This is a genomic window from bacterium 336/3, from assembly GCA_001281695.1.
Lineage (GTDB): Bacteria > Bacteroidota > Bacteroidia > Cytophagales > Thermonemataceae > Raineya.
In genome coordinates, this window is the sequence record LJIE01000001.1 from 3,913,516 (window position 1) to 3,931,643 (window position 18,128).

The 18,128-nt window shown below is 31.6% G+C and carries 14 protein-coding genes and 1 pseudogene; 12 read left to right on the forward strand and 3 right to left on the reverse strand.

Annotated features, from left to right (window positions below; all coding sequences use genetic code 11):
* Positions 1 to 56 precede the first annotated feature (56 nt).
* Positions 57 to 737 (forward strand): hypothetical protein, encoded by a 681-nt coding sequence (locus AD998_18355; protein KOY88277.1) that lies wholly within the window; start codon positions 57 to 59, stop codon positions 735 to 737.
* Between the two features lie 32 nt (positions 738 to 769).
* Entirely contained in the window at positions 770 to 1,285 is a 516-nt protein-coding gene (locus AD998_18360; protein KOY87835.1) for a hypothetical protein, read from the forward strand.
* A gap of 49 nt (positions 1,286 to 1,334) precedes the next feature.
* On the opposite strand, the gene AD998_18365 is transcribed toward AD998_18360, so the two are convergent.
* Together AD998_18365 and AD998_18370 are read right to left on the reverse strand one after the other, a co-directional pair.
* On the reverse strand, positions 1,335 to 2,351 hold the full coding sequence (locus tag AD998_18365; protein KOY87836.1) for a hypothetical protein: 1,017 nt from the start codon (positions 2,349 to 2,351) through the stop codon (positions 1,335 to 1,337).
* A gap of 36 nt (positions 2,352 to 2,387) precedes the next feature.
* Positions 2,388 to 2,936 carry a hypothetical protein gene (locus AD998_18370; protein ID KOY87837.1) on the reverse strand — a complete coding sequence of 183 codons (549 nt, stop codon included), beginning with the start codon at positions 2,934 to 2,936 and terminating at the stop codon, positions 2,388 to 2,390.
* 79 nt (positions 2,937 to 3,015) lie between these two features.
* Between AD998_18370 and AD998_18375 the strand changes: the two genes are divergently transcribed.
* From AD998_18375 to AD998_18410, 8 genes are all read left to right on the forward strand, one after another.
* On the forward strand, positions 3,016 to 6,573 hold the full coding sequence (locus AD998_18375) for a chromosome segregation protein SMC (GenBank protein KOY87838.1): 3,558 nt from the start codon (positions 3,016 to 3,018) through the stop codon (positions 6,571 to 6,573).
* Positions 6,574 to 6,644: 71 nt separating this feature from the next.
* The gene (locus AD998_18380; protein KOY87839.1) at positions 6,645 to 7,469 is read left to right on the forward strand and encodes a hypothetical protein; all 825 of its coding nucleotides are present in this window, start codon (positions 6,645 to 6,647) and stop codon (positions 7,467 to 7,469) included.
* 164 nt (positions 7,470 to 7,633) lie between these two features.
* Entirely contained in the window at positions 7,634 to 8,035 is a 402-nt protein-coding gene (locus AD998_18385) for a hypothetical protein (GenBank protein ID KOY87840.1), read from the forward strand.
* A gap of 12 nt (positions 8,036 to 8,047) precedes the next feature.
* A complete protein-coding gene (locus AD998_18390; GenBank protein KOY87841.1) occupies positions 8,048 to 8,626 on the forward strand; it encodes a lysine decarboxylase in 579 nt (192 codons plus the stop codon).
* An 8-nt stretch (positions 8,627 to 8,634) separates the two neighbouring features.
* On the forward strand, positions 8,635 to 8,982 hold the full coding sequence (locus tag AD998_18395) for a hypothetical protein (GenBank protein KOY87842.1): 348 nt from the start codon (positions 8,635 to 8,637) through the stop codon (positions 8,980 to 8,982).
* Positions 8,983 to 9,026: 44 nt separating this feature from the next.
* Positions 9,027 to 9,317 carry a hypothetical protein gene (locus AD998_18400; protein ID KOY87843.1) on the forward strand — a complete coding sequence of 97 codons (291 nt, stop codon included), beginning with the start codon at positions 9,027 to 9,029 and terminating at the stop codon, positions 9,315 to 9,317.
* Between the two features lie 41 nt (positions 9,318 to 9,358).
* Positions 9,359 to 10,261, forward strand: coding sequence for a hypothetical protein (locus AD998_18405; GenBank protein KOY87844.1), 903 nt, complete (start codon positions 9,359 to 9,361; stop codon positions 10,259 to 10,261).
* Positions 10,262 to 10,363: 102 nt separating this feature from the next.
* Entirely contained in the window at positions 10,364 to 11,458 is a 1,095-nt protein-coding gene (locus AD998_18410; protein KOY87845.1) for a peptidase C1, read from the forward strand.
* A 716-nt stretch (positions 11,459 to 12,174) separates the two neighbouring features.
* Here the strand turns inward: AD998_18410 and AD998_18415 are convergent.
* Positions 12,175 to 16,676: pseudogene (locus AD998_18415) on the reverse strand (hypothetical protein).
* Between the two features lie 77 nt (positions 16,677 to 16,753).
* Here AD998_18415 and AD998_18420 point away from each other — a divergent pair.
* Both AD998_18420 and AD998_18425 read left to right on the forward strand, forming a co-directional pair.
* A complete protein-coding gene (locus tag AD998_18420) occupies positions 16,754 to 17,404 on the forward strand; it encodes a hypothetical protein (protein ID KOY87846.1) in 651 nt (216 codons plus the stop codon).
* 28 nt (positions 17,405 to 17,432) lie between these two features.
* On the forward strand, positions 17,433 to 18,107 hold the full coding sequence (locus AD998_18425; GenBank protein KOY87847.1) for a hypothetical protein: 675 nt from the start codon (positions 17,433 to 17,435) through the stop codon (positions 18,105 to 18,107).
* The last annotated feature ends 21 nt before the right edge of the window (positions 18,108 to 18,128 follow it).

An 18,128-nucleotide genomic window follows, 5' to 3' on the forward strand; every position in this document is an offset into this window, starting at 1 on the left:
ATCAAAAAAATACAAACCAAGAAAAAAAGAAACCTTCTTATACCAATGATGAAAACATTGAAATCCCTCAATCATCTTATAAAGATGAAATCATCAAACATACTTATTATACATTGGCTTATGTAGAAGAATATGAACAAGCTCGTTGGGTAGCATATAAAATGAGCAAAAAAAACTTAGAAAAAAATGTAGATAGAAAAGATGAACGTTTTGAACCAGACCCCAAAGTAACTACAGGTTCGGCTGTTCATGCAGACTATAATGGTTCAGGATATGATAGAGGGCACCTTGCTCCTGCTGGTGATTTTACAGGAAATCATACGATGATGACTGAAACATTCTATATGAGCAATATGAGTCCACAACGCCCTTTGTGTAATCGAGAAACGTGGAGACTTTTAGAAGAACAAACAAGACGTTGGTGTGAAAAAAAGAAAGAAATTTATGTTATTTCAGGACCTGTATTTGGTGAAAATATGCCGAAAATTGGTAGAAAAAATAAAATTTCTGTCCCTCCTGCTTATTTTAAAATTATTTTCAGTGAAAAAGAACAAAAAGCCATTGCCTTCATCGTTCCGAATGTAAATAAAAAGGAGGAATATAAACAATATCAAGTAAGTATTGATGAAGTTGAAAAACAAACAGGCTTAGATTTTCTTTCATTATTACCTGATGATATGGAAAAGAAAATAGAAAGTTCCACCAGTATAGAAAGTTGGTTTGGAGCAAAAAAATAGCAAATACATTTTTAAATATAAAAAACAACATCATGATTATTTCTCAACATCATGTGGTAACTGTTAGTTACCAACTTTTCACTCCAGAAATATCTGGTAATGAAAAATTCATAGAACAAACAACCGATGATTCACCTCTTGAGTTTATCGTGGGTATAGGTCAGTTGCTCCCTGATTTTGAACAAAATCTTTTAGGGAAAAAAGTAGGTGATATGTTTGATTTTCATATTACAGCAGAAAATGGTTATGGTTTACCTGACCCCAGTGCAGTGGTTGATATTCCAAAAAATGTTTTCTTTGATGAAAACGGAAATTTTGATAACGAAACATTTCAAGTAGGTAATACCATTCCAATGGTGAACAGTCAAGGTCATAGAATGACTGGTATTGTTAAAGAAGTTTCCAACGAATTTATAAAAATGGATTTCAATCATCCTTTGGCTGGTTCTGGTTTACACTTCAAAGGAGAAGTTTTGGGCGTTCGCCAAGCAGACCCTTCAGAGTTAGCTCATGGGCATGTTCATGGACCACATGGACATGATCATTAATACAAAAAAAAGAGGCTCTAAAAAAATAGAGCCTCTTTTTTTATATTATTTATTCTGATTTTTTCTTTTGAATAAACCAAACTAGTATAAAGGCTATTCCTCCAAAAACAAGGATAACAAGCGTTTGAACAATATGCATAAATGTGCTGATTGTATTACTCAACACAATATTTTGTTTAGCATCTTTTACAATATTATAGCTTTCGAGTGTTTTTCCTACCAAAATATTATAAGCCCCTACACCACCTTGTACAGGCATTGCCATACCTATTCCGCCCATTACCAATATTGCTAAACCTTGTACAGGTGTAAGCACAGCCGTTTCGGGTGTTGCAAAAAATAATACATAAGCCATCAGATAATACAAAACCCAAATAAGTATTGTAAAAGCGATAAAACTCCATTTGTTTTCTAGTTTTCTGATACTCAAGACTCCTTCCCAAATTCCTTTTAAAAATGCTCCCACTTTACTCTGAAAAAACACTCTGATCTTATTTCTGAGAACATAAATCCCTATCCCTCCAGCAATCATCAAAAAGCCTAAAATACCTATTACCAAATAAACTTTATCTGAAGGAATGCCACTCCACACCTTACTGATGAATCCGAAAAGAATATTACTGATTCTGTCAAATTCTAAAACTAAAACCAATAAAACCAATGAAAAAAGAATGATTACATCAATGATACGCTCCGTAACAACTGTTCCAAAGGTAATTTGAGCAGGAACACCTTCCATTTTCTGAAGTGAGCCACAACGAACTACTTCCCCAGCTCTTGGCAAAGCCAAATTTGCCAAATAACCCACCATCACTGCCAAAAATGAAGTAAACCAGCCAACATTGTAACCCAGTGGCTTTAAGAGCATTCGAGAACGATAGCCTCTTGCCCAATGGCTTACAAGTCCAAAAAAACAAGAAAGGATTATCCAGAGTGGATTTGCTTCAGAGAATATTTTTTTGATAAGAGCAAAGTCCACATTAGGCAGAACCACAAAATAAAAAAGGGCAATACCAATGCCCAAAGGTAAAATATACGATAAAAAAATCTTAAATATGTTTTTCACAAAAAATATGGTTTATCAAGATGGTTGTTAAAATGCTTAAAAATGTTTTCGATTGAGAAGTTCATTTACTATCAAAGCATTCTTAAATGTATCTTTGTTTTTTAAAATATTGGCAAACTTACTTGATTTTTTCTTATGGATTTGGTAGGCACTTGATTTTCCTATATTTGCCCTTTGTTGTTTAGTTAATCCTTTTTCACCTTGAAAAACTTCTTTAACCTGGCTTTCAGGGGTATATTTAGAAATAGTTACTTGTTTTTCTTTTTTAGTTTCTTTTTTAATTTCATAAGGTTTAAAATGTTGGTCTTTATTTCTCTCTATTTCAGTTAAACCTTTCTCTTTACCAACTACATCACCTTGAATAGTTGGTATTTTTTTGCTCTTTTCTTGAGTAGTGGTAGTAGTTTGTTGTTCTTTAGCTTCATTAATCTGCTTGGTGATTTGCTTAAGCAAATCCTCAAATCCTCCTGTTTCGGCTGGAGTATTGGTTGGTTCGGGGTTTTGGGGTTGTTTTTTAGAGAATAATCTTACTAAAAATACCAAAACAGCTACAATAATAGGCAGATATTCAAAAATGTTATCCATTTTTTTCAGACGTTTATACGATTCAAATCTAAAAAAATAATTGTAAATTTGCACTCTAAAATTTCATTTCAAGAAAAAAATGTTATTAACCAAGTTAGAAATCAAGGGCTTCAAGAGTTTTGGAGATAAAGTTGTTATCAATTTTGATGAAGGGGTAACAGGTATTGTAGGGCAAAATGGTTGTGGGAAGTCGAATGTAGTGGATGCGATTCGTTGGGTGCTTGGCGAGCAAAAAACAAAAGCCTTGCGTTCTGACAAAATGGAAAATATCATTTTCAACGGTACACGCAAACGTAAGCCTTTGCATTTGGCAGAAGTTTCTCTAACATTTAAAAATACAAAAAATATTATTGCTACAGAATATTCTGAGGTAACCATTACACGCCGTTTGTATCGCTCTGGTGATAGTGAATATTTACTCAATGGGGTTACATGTAGGCTGAAAGACATTACCAATCTTTTTTTAGATACAGGTATTGGTTCAGATAGTTATGCCATTATTGAACTTAAAATGGTAGATGAAATTCTGAATGACAAAGAAAATTCTCGTAGAAATCTATTTGAAGAAGCTGCTGGTATTTCAAAATTTAAAGTTCGTAAAAAAGAAACTCTTAAAAAACTTGAAGATGCCGACCAAGATCTGGCTCGTGTAGAAGACTTATTATTTGAACTTGATAAGCAACTCAAAACGCTTGAAAAACAGGCAAAGAGAACTGAAAAATATTTTCAAACCAAAGAACAATACAAATTAGCAAGCATTGAGTTTGCTAAAAAAAGCATCAGCGATAAACGTGAATTGATGTTACATTTAGCTGGGCAACTCAATCAGGAAACAGATTTAAAAATCAATTTACAAAAGCAAATTCTTGAAAAAGAGGCTTTTTTGGAAAAAGAAAAAACTGATTTAATTCTAAAAGAAAAAACGGTTTCTTCTCGTCAAAAATCTGTCAATGAGTTTATCAACGAAATCAGACAATACGAAAACGAAAAGAAAATCAAGAATGAACGAGTGAAAATGCTTGGGGAAAAAAGGCTATCACTCATAGAACAGATTATTCAGGATAAAGAACGTGAACAAGAGTTTACACATCAAATCAGTAATTTACAGATAGAACGTACTTCTGCTGAAAAAATGATGCGTGAATCGTGGATTGAGCTTGAAACTATCAAGGCTGAATATGAAGCTCAACAACAAAAAACACTAGCATTACAACACGAAAACAAAGACCTTATACAAAACCTGAACACCAAGCAACAGCAAGTTTTTTCCTTAACTAAAAGTTATGAGATTAAGCAGGCTCAAATTGTAGGCTTGGAACAAGAACTTGTTAAAAGTAAATCAGAAAGTACCCAAAGAAACGAAGATTTAGCTTTATACGAAGAACAATTAGCAGATTGTAGAGAAGAATTACAGGAACTCAGAGATGGGCTTGAACGCCTCCAAACAGACGAAAACGATTTACAAAGTCGTTTACAAGATTTATTAGATGAAAATGATAGTCTTAAAGAAATCTTGATTGCTAAAAATAGAACACTAGATGCTAAAAAGAACGAATACAATTTAACAAAATCATTGGTAGAAAACTTAGAAGGCTTTCCTGATGCCATTAAGTTTTTAAAGAAAAATCCAGATTTTGATGCCAATACGCCTTTACTTTCTGACATTTTTACTTGTGCTGATGTTTATAAACCAGCCGTAGAAGCATTCTTAGATAATCTTTTGGGTTATTATGTTCTTGAAACGAGCCAGCAAGCTTTAGGAGCTATTGATTTGCTTTTCAATGCTAAAAAAGGAAAAGCAAATTTCTTTGTTTTAGAAAACTTAAAAAATACAAAAGCTAACACTTCCAAAATTTCAGGAGCAGAAGCTCTCATGGATATTGTGGAATTTGACAAAAAGTACCTAAACCTTTTTACTTATCTATTTCAAAATGTTTTTGTAGCTGAAGAGTCTGAGTTGAAAAATCTTCAAAAGAAAAACCCAGAAGCTGTTTTTGTTGCTAAAAACGCAAAAATTATCAGCAGAAATGCAAGTATTTCTGGAGGTTCAGTAGGTGCTTTTGAGGGTAAAACCATTGGAAGAACCAAACAACTTGAGATTCTTAAAACTGAAATTGAAACATTAGAGTCTGAAATACAAGATATTAAAGAACAAACTGAAGCTAAACAAGCAGAAATTCAGGAACTCAAAAATGCTTCGTACAAAGATGAAATCAGAGAAACACAAGTGCTTTTCAATAAGAAAAACGAACAGTTTATTTCGCTTCGTACCCGTACCGAACAACTCCAAAGCTTGATTGAAAACACTGGAGAAAAAAGTGAAGATTTGGAAAATAAATTAGAAAAAGCCAAAGAAGAGCTTAAAAATTTACAACCTGAAATAGAAAATCTTGAGAGAGAACTCAAGATTTTACAAGAAAATAATCATGCTCAAGCTGAGTTTTTAGCCAAAGAAAATGATTTACTTTCACAGAAATCAGGAGTTTTTAATCAGCAAAATTTGCGTTACCATCAACAAGAAAACCGTGTTCAGAGTATCGAACAGGAAATGAAATTCAATGAAAGTGGTGTAGAAAATTTGAGAAATCGTTTGCAAAAAAACAACGAAGAACTTTCAAGAGTAAGTATTGAAATAGAAGGACTTGAAGAAATTGCTGAAAGCCAAGATGACAGCCTTGTAGATATGTACAAGCAAAAAGATGACATGGAAAAAGGCCTAAACGAGGCAGAAAAAGAATATTATGCAGCCAGAGGAAATATAGACAGAGAAGAAAAAGAAGTTCGAGAACTCCAACGTAAACGTGAAAATCTGGACTCTTTGGCTTCTGAAATTCAGAATAAAATCAATGATACCAAACTTGCTTTTGCAAGTACAAAAGAACGCCTTTCTGTGGAGTTTAATGTGGATTTAGATGTTCTGATGAATGAAGAAAACCTTCAAATTTCTGAAAAAACAGAAGAAGAACTCAGAGCAGAAGTACAGCGTTTCAAAAATGTTTTGGATACCATTGGAGCTATCAACCCAATGGCTATGGAGGCATACCAAGAAATCAGTGAAAGAAATAATTTTATTTTAGCTCAAAAAGATGATTTAGTAAAAGCTAAAAACTCTCTTCTTGAAACCATCCATGAAATTGATACAGTAGCCAAAGAAAACTTCCTGACTACGTTTGCAGCCATCAGACAACACTTTCAGACAGTTTTCAGGTCTTTGTTTACAGAAGAAGACACCTGCGATTTGATACTCGTAAACCCTGATAATCCACTCGAAAGCCCCATTGATATTATTGCCAAACCCAAAGGAAAACGCCCTTTGACCATCAATCAGCTTTCAGGAGGAGAAAAAACGCTGACAGCGACCTCTCTCCTATTTGCCATTTATCTGATTAAGCCTGCCCCCTTCTGTATTTTTGATGAGGTAGATGCTCCATTGGATGATGCGAATGTAGATAAATTTACAAAAATTATTCGTAGATTTTCGGAGCAATCTCAGTTTATCATTGTGACCCACAACAAACGAACCATGGCAGCAACGGATATTATGTATGGTGTAACCATGTTCCCTGAAGACCCTGGTGTTTCCAAACTTGTACCTGTAGATTTACGCAATCTGCAAGAAGAGTTTGCAAGTAATTAGGTTTTTCTTTTAGTCATTCCGAACATAGTGAGGAATCTCTATTTTTGATTTTTAATTAAAACTTTTTTATTATGACACCTATAGATTCTGTTTTGATTTCATGTGCTACTTCATTGACTATTTTAGGTTTAACTCCTATTATTCATTGGTTTAGAAGCCGTATTAGTAAAAAACAAGAATTGATGGCTTCTAAACAAATGTTTTATAGTTGGATTGATAATTCTGTTAAGACTATAAGTCCATTTACAACAAGATTGGAAAACTTCAAAAAAGAAATTGAAAATTTAGAAAACTTTATTTTACCATACCTAAATACCAATAAATTATTATTTGATAAGTTAGATGAGTTTAAGTTAAAAGATTTAATGCAAATTTATTCAATTAATACAAGGGATAAAGATGTTATAAAAAAAACTGATTATTTAAGGAATTTAGTTGAAACAAAGGATATAATTATCAATAATGAAAAACAAATATTAGAGTTTTACTCAATTTTTAAATCTCAAATAACAGAATTAAATAATAAGTGGAATCAAACTTTTGATAAATTCAGAAATATTGTAATAGATAATTATTCCATACTACCCAACTCAGTAAAAGAACTCTATAAAGATTTTAAAACTATCAATATAACTTCTAATCAAGATACTATTGAAAAATTGTTAGTTTTTTGTGAGGAAAATATCAATGAAGAACATTCGAGTATCTATAAGGAAATGTGGAAAACTTTACATGATTTACAAAATGTTTGTTTATTGTTTTCTAATAATAGACAGATGGCTGTTCAACATATTAACATTTTAATTGAAAACTTTAATCAGAATTTTCAACACATGAGAAAAGAAAATGAAAGATTAAATAATATGAAGTTAAAATGTACATTACTCATTAAATAGTTTTTATAAAACTCATTACACCATGAAAGTCTGCATTTACTGTGCCTCCAGCAATAAAATTGACAATGCTTATTTTGAAGCAACTGAAAAACTTACCTGAAGATTTTCTATCATTTTAAATAGTTATAGTTGTATTAAAAATTCTTTGGTTAAAAAACTACATCATGCAATCTTTCTCTATTCATTCAGAAACTGATTTTTTTAATCAAAGCATTTGGAATAGCTTTTATCAGAAAATTAATGCGTTAGATGGTTTTAAAGACATTTTACCTCCTCAAATTAGCTGGAAAGAAGAAACGCTCAATCCTGAATCTTTTATGTATTATCGTTGTGCAACAAGTCATATTGTAGCACCACAAAAATATTCCATAGATGCCTGTATTTTGTTAGAAAATGATTTATCTTATTATTCTAATCAGCTAATGCATTTGAAGGTTTGGAGTTTTAACGATTCATGGTATAAAATTGAAATTGAGTACGAAATTGAAAGTTTTTTACTAAAAGTATCATATCAGATTCCTCAAAATCTTGAAAACACATTGCATCAAATTTTTACAAATATTTAACATTTCAATCCCATGAAAGTCTGTGTTTACTGTGCGTCCAGCAATAAAATTGACAATGCTTATTTTGAAGCAACCGAAAAACTTGCCAAAGAACTCGTAAAACAAAATATTGAGGTGGTTTATGGCGGTGGTGGAACGGGATTGATGGGCAAACTCGCTGATGTAGTCCTTGAAAATAGTGGAAAAATAAAAGGGATTATGCCCAAATTTATGAATGAGGTAGAATGGGGACACAAACAAGTAACAGATTTTGAATATACCGAAACCATGCACGAACGCAAAGCCAAGTTTTTAGAGGGTATTGATGGAATCATTACGTTGGCTGGTGGTACAGGTACTCTAGAAGAAGTTTTAGAAGCCATTACTCTCAAAAAATTAGGCATTTTCACAAAACCAATTGTCATTTTAAATACAAAAGGCTACTACGACCCTCTCAAAACCATGCTTGAGCGTTGTGTGGAGGAAAACTTCATGGGTGCTGTACATCTCAAAATGTTCGATTTTGTAAATGAACCCGAAGAAGTGATTCCAGCCATTCAAAATGCTATGCCTTGGGATAAAGATGCTATCCATTTTGCTGCTATCAAGTAATTTTAGTTATGGAAAATATATATTTGTATTTAGGGCTTACTTTTATATTGATGCATGAAATGGACGCTATTCGTTGCAAAGAGTGGCGTATATTCCCTGGTCTTTCTTTGTTAGATGATAAACTTGGGCAGACTATTTTTATATTTGCTCATGTACCCTTATTTTTTATCATTTTTTACTTTTTAGAAAATATGGCTTTTCAAAAAGGTCTAGATATTTTTCTAATCATTCATTGTTTTCTCCATATCCTATTTTTAAAACATCAAAAAAATGAGTTTAAAGACTGGACTTCATGGTCTATTATCATATTGGCAAGTATTTTCGGTGGGCTAGATTTGTTTTTTAGATTTATATAAATAAAAAAAGCAAAAAAGATGTTTTATGATAAAATATCTTTTTTATGGAACATACACAAAAAGTCTTGGTAATTGGCAGACACCAAGATATGATGCAGAAAGTCTTAAAAATGCTTCAAAATGAAGGTTATGAAGCTATTGGAGAGCTTACCAATGAAAATGCCATTACTACATTCAAGCAAAATAATATTCAGGCTGTTGTTATTGGAGGAGGTGTAGATACAGAAAGCAGAAACTTATTCCATACAGAATTTTCAGCATGGAATCCAGAAATAAAAATCATTGATGCTCACCCTCAAACAGTGTTATCAGATTTAGCCAGTATTTTTCAATAAAATATGCAAAAACAACGTTCGAATTGGTATATCTCAAAAATATGCTTAAAAATATATTTGTAGCCTGCTTAGCAATAATCATTATTGTTTTATCTTATTCGTGTACTCCATCTGCACAGAAAATCAGAACCATCAAAAAAGAGAAATACGAACTCAAAATTGCTCCCAATCAAAAAGCTATTTTGATTGTTTTTCCTTGTTATCCATGTGATATAGAGCATACAAAACATGAGGCTAAATTTTTAGAAAATATAGAAAAAGAAGGTATTACAACACTGCTACTCAATATCAATCAAAAATTATGGCTCACACAAGCCGAAAAAGAAGAATATAGTAAACTCATCAACAAGATTTTAGACAGTAATAAAGTAGAAAAGAAAAACATTTTTTTAGGTGGTTTTTCAAGTGGTGGCAATGTTGCTGTTATTTTAGCAAATTATTTATTAAAAAATCGTGATGTCATTCAACCTAAGGGAATTTTTGCAGTAGATTCACCACTTGATATAGAACAACTTTATAAAAATGCTCAAAAAGGCATCATAGAAAAAGCCTCTGAAGATTCTTACAACGAAAGTGTTTTTATCGTAAATTTAATTGAGCATAATTTTGGTAAGTCACCTGAAAACTTAGCCAAACTTAGAGAGTTTTCTGCTTTTTTACTTTCAGAAAACTCTACGACCAATATGGATTATTTAAAAAATATCAAAGTACGATTTTATACAGAACCCGCTTTAGAGTGGCAGAACAAAAACAGAAACAAGTCTTATGAAGATCTCAATGCCTATATACTCGAAAAAGCCTATGATTTATTGCGTAGCCTAGGCAGTCATTCCATAGAATTTATTAAAACTGAAAATAAGGGTATCAGAGCCAATGGAACTGTTCATCCACATTCTTGGAGTATTGTGGATAAAAACCATTTATTAGTTTGGTTAAAAGATTGACAAACTCTGTTTTTCAAAGTTATTGATAATATAAATAAAAAAAACTCTTTACCTATATTCTTTTTTTTCTTACCTTTTTAGAAAAAAATTGGACAAATCTTTATGAACAAACAGAATAGAATTGGAGGTTACAGAGCTGGTGGCTCTTCCAACAATGCAAAAAAGAAATCTTCTAAAAAATTTACAAATGAAGAACTTCCTCCTATTGTAGATTTACGCAAGTTTATGACATCAGTTGAAGAGCAAGTGGGCAATAGTTGTGTTGCCAATGCTTTTGCAGGAGCTTATGAGTATCTAGCAAAAAGGCATTTAGGTGATTCTGGTGATGTAAGTAGGCTTTTTATTTACTACAATGCAAGAGCAGCGGAAGAAATGCAAGATGAAGACTGTGGTTCAATTATGAGCCATGCCATTGAAGGTCTCAAAGAGTATGGAGCTTGTGCTGAAGATGTGTGGCCTAATAATGAGGATATGATTATAGAATCTCCACCTGATGAAGCTTACGAACATGCAGCTCGTTTTACTATCGAAGAAGCAGAATACATTGAAACAGATTTAGACCTTTGGAGACATACGCTTGCAGAAGGCTATCCCATTGCATTTGCTCTAAACACCTTTGAATCTTTTGATGAGGCTAACCAAAATAAAGGCAAAGTACCTATGCCTAAAAAAACAGATAATGTACGTGAAACACATGGCTGGCATGCCATGCTTTGCGTAGGCTACTCTGATAAGGACAAAATGTTTATTGTTCGGAATTCTTGGGGTGAACAGTGGGGAGATAGAGGATATTGTTATATTCCTTATGCTTATATGATTCATCAAGAATACAATGGACATGATTCTTGGATTATCAAATCTGTGAGTGATTTAGAATTTAGCAGTGATATTTGGGTTGAAGATGAAGGCTCTTATTTAGCAGAAGAAGGGGCTTTTGTACTCTACGACTTTTACATTACATGCGAAGACCCCGAAGATTTTGCAGCACAACTGGAAAATCTCTGTTTGGAATATGTAGAATCAGAAGAAGATTTTTATTTCGATTATGAGTACGACGAAACTTCTTTAGAGATTTCTAATTTTGAAATCAACACTGAAGCATTAGATGATTTTATTGCAGATTTAGAACAATTGTGTGAAGAATATGCTATTGATGGTGAATATAATTTCACTTATGATGGAGCAGAAGAAGAATAATGTAAATCTTTTTTATATCAAGGCTATGAATTTGTTTTCATAGCCTTTTTTCTAGTTTAAACGATAGGCAAGTAGATTGTAAATGTAGAACCAATACCTAAAGTAGTATTTACTTCAATACGTCCACCCATACGTTTAATAATTTTATCTACAAGATACAATCCCAAACCATTTCCATTGGATAGTTCCGAACCACGATAAAACATTTCAAATATTTTAGGTAATTGGTCTGGATGAATACCTGTTCCATTATCTTCTACTTCTATAATTATATTTTTGTTTTGAGAGAATATACGTGTATGTATATACTGCTCTTGATGATTATGATGCAATACTCTGAAGATGATACTATTCTCTATAAGGTTTTCAATAACAATATGCATAAGGTATGCATAAGAATACAAGGATAAGTTAGATTCTATATCAAAATATAAATGTACACTGTTTGTAGAAGCAATGTTTTCAAATTTATGCTCAATATTTTTTTGGGTTTTGACAAAATCTATTTCACTTTTTTCTTCTTCTTGATTAATAAGATTTACTATAAGGAGCTTTTCTAATGTTTTATTCATATTTTGAGCTGTTCTTCGGAGCATATCAAAATACCCTTTGGCTTCCTCATCTTTTACATCCTGTTGTGCTATTTCTGATAACCCTAATAAACTGGCTATAGGGCCTTTGAGGTCATGTGAAGCTCTATAAATAAATAAATCTAATTCTTTATTGGCAATGGTTAATTCTTTAATCTTGTTTTCTAAGCTTTCGTAGAGTAAAGCATTTTCAATAGAAATAGCTATTTGTGATGACAGAATATCTAAAATGGCAATTCTATTATCTGTAAAAACACCCGCCACCAAATTGTTTTCTAAATATATAACACAACTTAATTCTCCTTTTCGGATTACAGGAAAACAAAGAACAGATTTTGGTTTTGATTTCTGAATGTATAAGTCATGGTTATAAAGCAGGTCTTCTGAGGCATTTTTGATAACTACATTTTTACGTGTTCTTGCTACATAATTGATAATAGATAAAGGTAAACTCTGTTGATATTTGTTAACAGAAAGTTTATATTCTATCTGCTGGTCATCCGTTGTTCCTTTTACCAATACTTTTAACTCTCCCAATTCGTAATCTATTAGGTATCCTTTTTCAGCCCCAGCATTCTCTATAACAATTTTAAGCATATTTTTTAATAGACTTTCTAAGACTATTTCTTTGGAAATCGCTTGAGATGCTTTAAGAATGCTATTTAGATCTATAATATTAGATGCATTACCTGAATTGGTAGTAGCGATAGTGGTTAGTTCTGCAAATAATGAGTTTTTACTAATTTCTTCTGTTAAGAGATAAGAATACTTTTGAATAATAATTCTTTTTTTCTTTTTGCTCCCCATTGATCATATAAATAATATGCCCTTTTAAGATATAATTTTGCAAAGTCAAACTTTTGAAGTGATAGCCAAAACTTGGCTGCTAACTCATGAGCAATAGCTTCATTGTAGACAAACTCATTTTCTTCAGCACCTTTAATGGCCTTATCATACAAATCCATTGCTTCAAGCGTATTACCTTTAACACGAGCAAGTTCAGCTTCTACCAAATAATACTTATGTAAGAAGTTTTCTGGGCAACTATCTGCCCAAGCCTTCATTTGTTTTTGGTTATCATTTATTTGTTGTAGAATATCATTTTGTTCTTCTATATCAATATTTTCAAATGTTTGAAGTAAACTTAGTGAGTAAAAGAAATTATATTCTATATTGAAAAAAGAGCCTGTTAAAACAAAAATAAATTGAGATGCTTCTATCAATAAGCTTTTAGCCTTATAGAATTCATCATAGAAACAGTATACAATTCCTTTTAGTGTAAGAAAAACCCCTAATGGTAAAAACTCATTTCTTTGTTTCATTACTTCAATCTGATTTTCATCAAAAAAATTGTTAGTAAAATGAAACATACTTTTTGTATCGCCTAAAAGATTATCTAAAATCACTTTTGTAGCTGAGAGGGAATCAAAAGAAGCTCTATTGTTAGTTTTTTGAGCGAATCTGATATATTCTGTAACTTGTTGATTGATAATTTGCAAATTTTTTCCTTGAAAAAAAGGATTAAGTGTTTTATGAACCAATAAAAAACCTGCAAATTGTAGCTCTCCTGAATCTACACCTGCTTGAAAACCTAAATTATTCAGTCTTTCTGCATAAGAAAGGTGTTTGGTCCAAATGGTAATAAAATTGGCAAAAATATTACAACTTTTACATAACTGAGAAAGGCTATTAAATTCTAAGCTTAAATCATAAGCAAGTTTACCAAACTGATAACCTGCTTGATAATTACCCATTACAGCACAAAGCACTACCCCATAACCAAAATATGCAGAAGCAGACTCTGGTACATTGCCATGTTTTACTGATAGTGAAACTGCTTTTAAATTAAGTAATGTCCATAGGCCTTTATCTGTATAAAATGCAGAGGTTTGCATATTCATCAATACTGCAATAGCCAATTTATTTTTTGTATCATTTAATTCTGGTAATTGAATTAAAGAATCTATCGTTTTACCTTCTAATAATTTTCCTATCTCCTGTATTTCCGCTCCAATTTGAATCTCTATCTGCTCAATAGAAAAAGGCATATCTAAAAGGTGTAAAGCTTTAATTCCATATTCTGTAGCAGCATGATAATCACCTTTCATGGTGATGTGTAATATCAGACGATTATACAAAGTAGCTTTATCAAACTCCGAATCAGCTAAACTTAGTAGTTCATTAGAAATCTCTAAACTTTGCTCTAAATTACCATTCAAAAATTCTAATTCTGATTTTCTTAATAATAATTGATATTTTAGCTCATCATCAGAGATTGCATATTGATTGAAAAGATTAAATGCCTGATTAATATATATCAATGCTGCCTCAAATGCTGTTGCTTGAGTTGTTAAATGACAAGCTTCTAAATTTAATTTTATCAATGTAATGATTTCATCATTTTGGATATGTGTTTGCCCTTGATTAAAATGATTAGCAATGTCCAAAAGTCCCACATTTGATGGTTCTTTTTGAAATATATTATGGAGAAGTTTAGCTATTTTATAATGAAAAACGCTTTTTTTATCTTCTTCAATTAACGAATAAACAGCTTGCTGAATGCGATCATGGACAAATTTGTATTCGTAGTTTTTATATGTAAAGTCCTCTGCTTGAATAATCTCATCATCTAACATAAATATCTTACCTTCCGAAGGTATGATAAAACCTTCGCTAATAGCTTTTCCCAAATGAAAAAAAGTGTCTATAAGAGACCTTTCATAAATAATTGATAGTGTTTTTAAATCAAATTTATTACCAATGCATGCCGCTAATTTCAAGACATCTTGTGTAGAATCATCTAAGCTTTGTATTTTGGATGCCATGAACTCTACTATGTTATTAGGTAAATGCAATTTTTTTATTTGAGCCATATCCCACTTCCATACCTTTCTATCAAAATCAAATTTTAATAAATTATTTTCATGAAGAGCTTTTAAGAAATGAGTTACAAAAAATGCATTGCCTTGTGTTTTATTAAATATCAACTCGCTTAGAGCAATGGTTTCATCTACCTGACATTTTAATGTATCAGCAACCAATTGATTGGTATTTTCTTGTGTAAGGTTTTGTAAATGAATATGATGATAAAACTTGTTATTTGCTAAATTATTTAAAATTTGTTGTAATGGGTGTGTTTCATGGATTTCATTGGTTCTATAAGCCCCTATTATCATCAGATGTGACTGACGATAGTCGTCCATCACTTCCTTGATAATATTGAAAGATGCTATATCAGACCATTGAAGGTCATCTAAAAAGATAACCAATGGGTGTTCTTTAGAAGCAATGGTATTTAGAAATTTTTGGAATACAGTTTTAAATCTATTTTGAGCTTCTGAAGGTGCTAAGATTTCTATATCTGGTTGGACACCCATAATAAGCTCTAACTGAGGTATCACATCTGTTAGAATCTTTCCGTTGGGCTTGAGAGCCTGATTTAAAATAGCCTTCCAATATGCTAGTTTTTCTTGGCTTTCTGTTAACAAAATATCGACCAGTTCAGTAAAAGCATGATTAATAGCACTATATGGAATATTTCTTTGTAATTGTTCGAATTTTCCTGAGATAAAGTATCCTTTACTTTCTGTGATAGGTTTGTGTATTTCGTGTATGAGAGCTGTTTTTCCAACGCCCGAATAGCCTCCAACCATTACTATCTCGTTGTTACCTTTACTTGCATTCCCAAAGGCTTGTATCAAGGTTTGTATTTCTTTTGCTCTACCATAAAGGAATTGATTGATTTGAAATCTGCCTGAATGGTCGTTCTCACCAATACCTACTAATGTGATTTTATCATACTTTTTAAGTTGTTCTAAACAGTTTTCCAAATCTTTTTTGAGTCCTTGTGCAGATTGATAACGATTTTCTGCATTTTTCTCTAAAAGTTTTAAAATAATATTAGAAATTATCACAGGAACAGAAAATGAAGTATTTTCTAATAAATGAGGAGCCTGAGGTGTTTTTGCCAAATGGCAGTGTACAAGTTCAGCTGCATCTTGGGATTCAAATGGTAAATGTCCTGTAACTATTTCATAAAAAGTTATACCCAACGAATATAAATCCGAACGGTAATCTACAACACGATTCATTCTTCCTGTTTGTTCAGGAGAAATATAGGCAAGCGTACCTTCTAATGTTTCAGGGCTTTCTAATTTTTGGTTTTTTAAATCCATGTTTACAGCCATTCCAAAATCTATTATACGAATAGATTTCTTGGCTATATCAACAAGTATGTTGTTACTATTGAGATCTTTATGAATAATATTTTTTTGGTGTATTTCACCCAAAATTTCTGTAATTGCAATAGAAATTTCAAGAAACGACCTTAAATCAAATAATTTTTGCTTAATAGCGTCTTTAATACTACATCCATCAAAATATTCTAACAATAAAGCATGACGATTATTTATCTTTATGTGTTTGTACCCTTTTCTGATTCCAGTAATATCTACTTTAGTTGTATAATCTAATTCATTTTTGAGTTGTACAATTTGTTTAGTACTAGGAAATTCCGATTTAAGTACCTTTATAACAATAGGGAGTTGATATTCACCACTTTCTGTGTAGTAAATTTGGGAATTTACAGTATTAGCTATTAACTTTGCATTGTTAGGAATATCTTGCATAACTATAAAAAGCCTTATACAAATCAGGTTGTTTTAAAGATAATAATTTTTTATAAAAATCAAATAGTAAAAATAATATGAATATTGAAAATATTTTGGAACAAGGTATTACTTTTAGCTTGCTTCAAGAAAATCAGATACATCAAGCTACCGAATGTTTTACTTTGTCCTTTCAAAGAGAACCTATGGTAAAGGCTTTAGAAATCCCTTATGAAGACTTTTATAATTTTGCTTTTAATGTATGCAAAAAAGCTTTGGAACAAGATATGGCTTTGGTAGCAATACATGAAGAGAAAGTTGTAGGGATAAGTATTCTTCAAGATGCTTTAGAAGACGAACTCACTTTTGATAACCTTCATGAAGGTTTAGATATTATATTTTCATTGTTGGGTGGACTACAACAAAAATATATTGATGACTACCATGTTACAGAGAAAGGTAAAGTAATTGTGGCATTTACTGTTGGTGTTGATAAAGACTATGAAGGTAAAAATCTTACATTTCCTTTATTTGATATTACTGTCAAACAAGCTAAAAAACTTCATTATGAAAAAATGATTACAGAAGTAACAGGTATTTATTCCCAAAACTTTGCTAAAAAAAGATTTCAATTTAAGCCTTTGTTTGAGCTTCGTTACAAGGATTTTGAATACCAAGGAGAAAAAGTATTTGCCAAATTCCCTGAAGGGTCAAATCCAACATGTGTCCTCATGGAAAAAGTATTATAAAACCTATTATCACTTAAAAATTGTAACTATGCTTCATTATCAACTACCCTTTGAACATCAAGATATACATTACGATACTATTCAAGAAACTGATAGAGATCAAGTTATCAGTATTTTGACAAATTATTTTGGTCCTTTTGAGCCCATGAATCATAGTGTGGGTATCACAACACAAGATTTTGCTAAGTTTGCTGAATTAATGACAAACTATGTGATAGAAAAAAAGCTTTCTTTAATCGCTAAAGATAAAAAGACTCAAAAAGTGGTATCTGTAACTATTCTAAAAGATTTTGTAGAGGATTTACCAATTGATGTCCCAGAAGTTTGTCCTAAACTTTTACCAGTATTTGCTCTTATGGGTGAACTTGTAGGGCGTTATCTTGAAGAAAACCCTAATATAGAAAAAGGATACATCATGGAGTTATTGGTAGGTATTACTGTTCCTACTTATTGGAATAGAGGAATTTCTACAATTTTATGGGGAGCTAGCGAAAATGTAGCTTCTAAACATGGTTTTCAGAAAATAGTTTCTTGTGTAACGGGTTTAGCAAGTCAACATATTACTTTACAAAAACTTCATTATCAAGACTTTTTTTCTATCCCTTACAAAACATTTGTTTTTGAAGAAAAACTCGTTTTTGAGGGAATTAAAGAAATTTCAGCTTGTAAACTAGTTGAAAAGAACATACAGAATGCTTTTTAATTATCACTTAATTTTATTAAT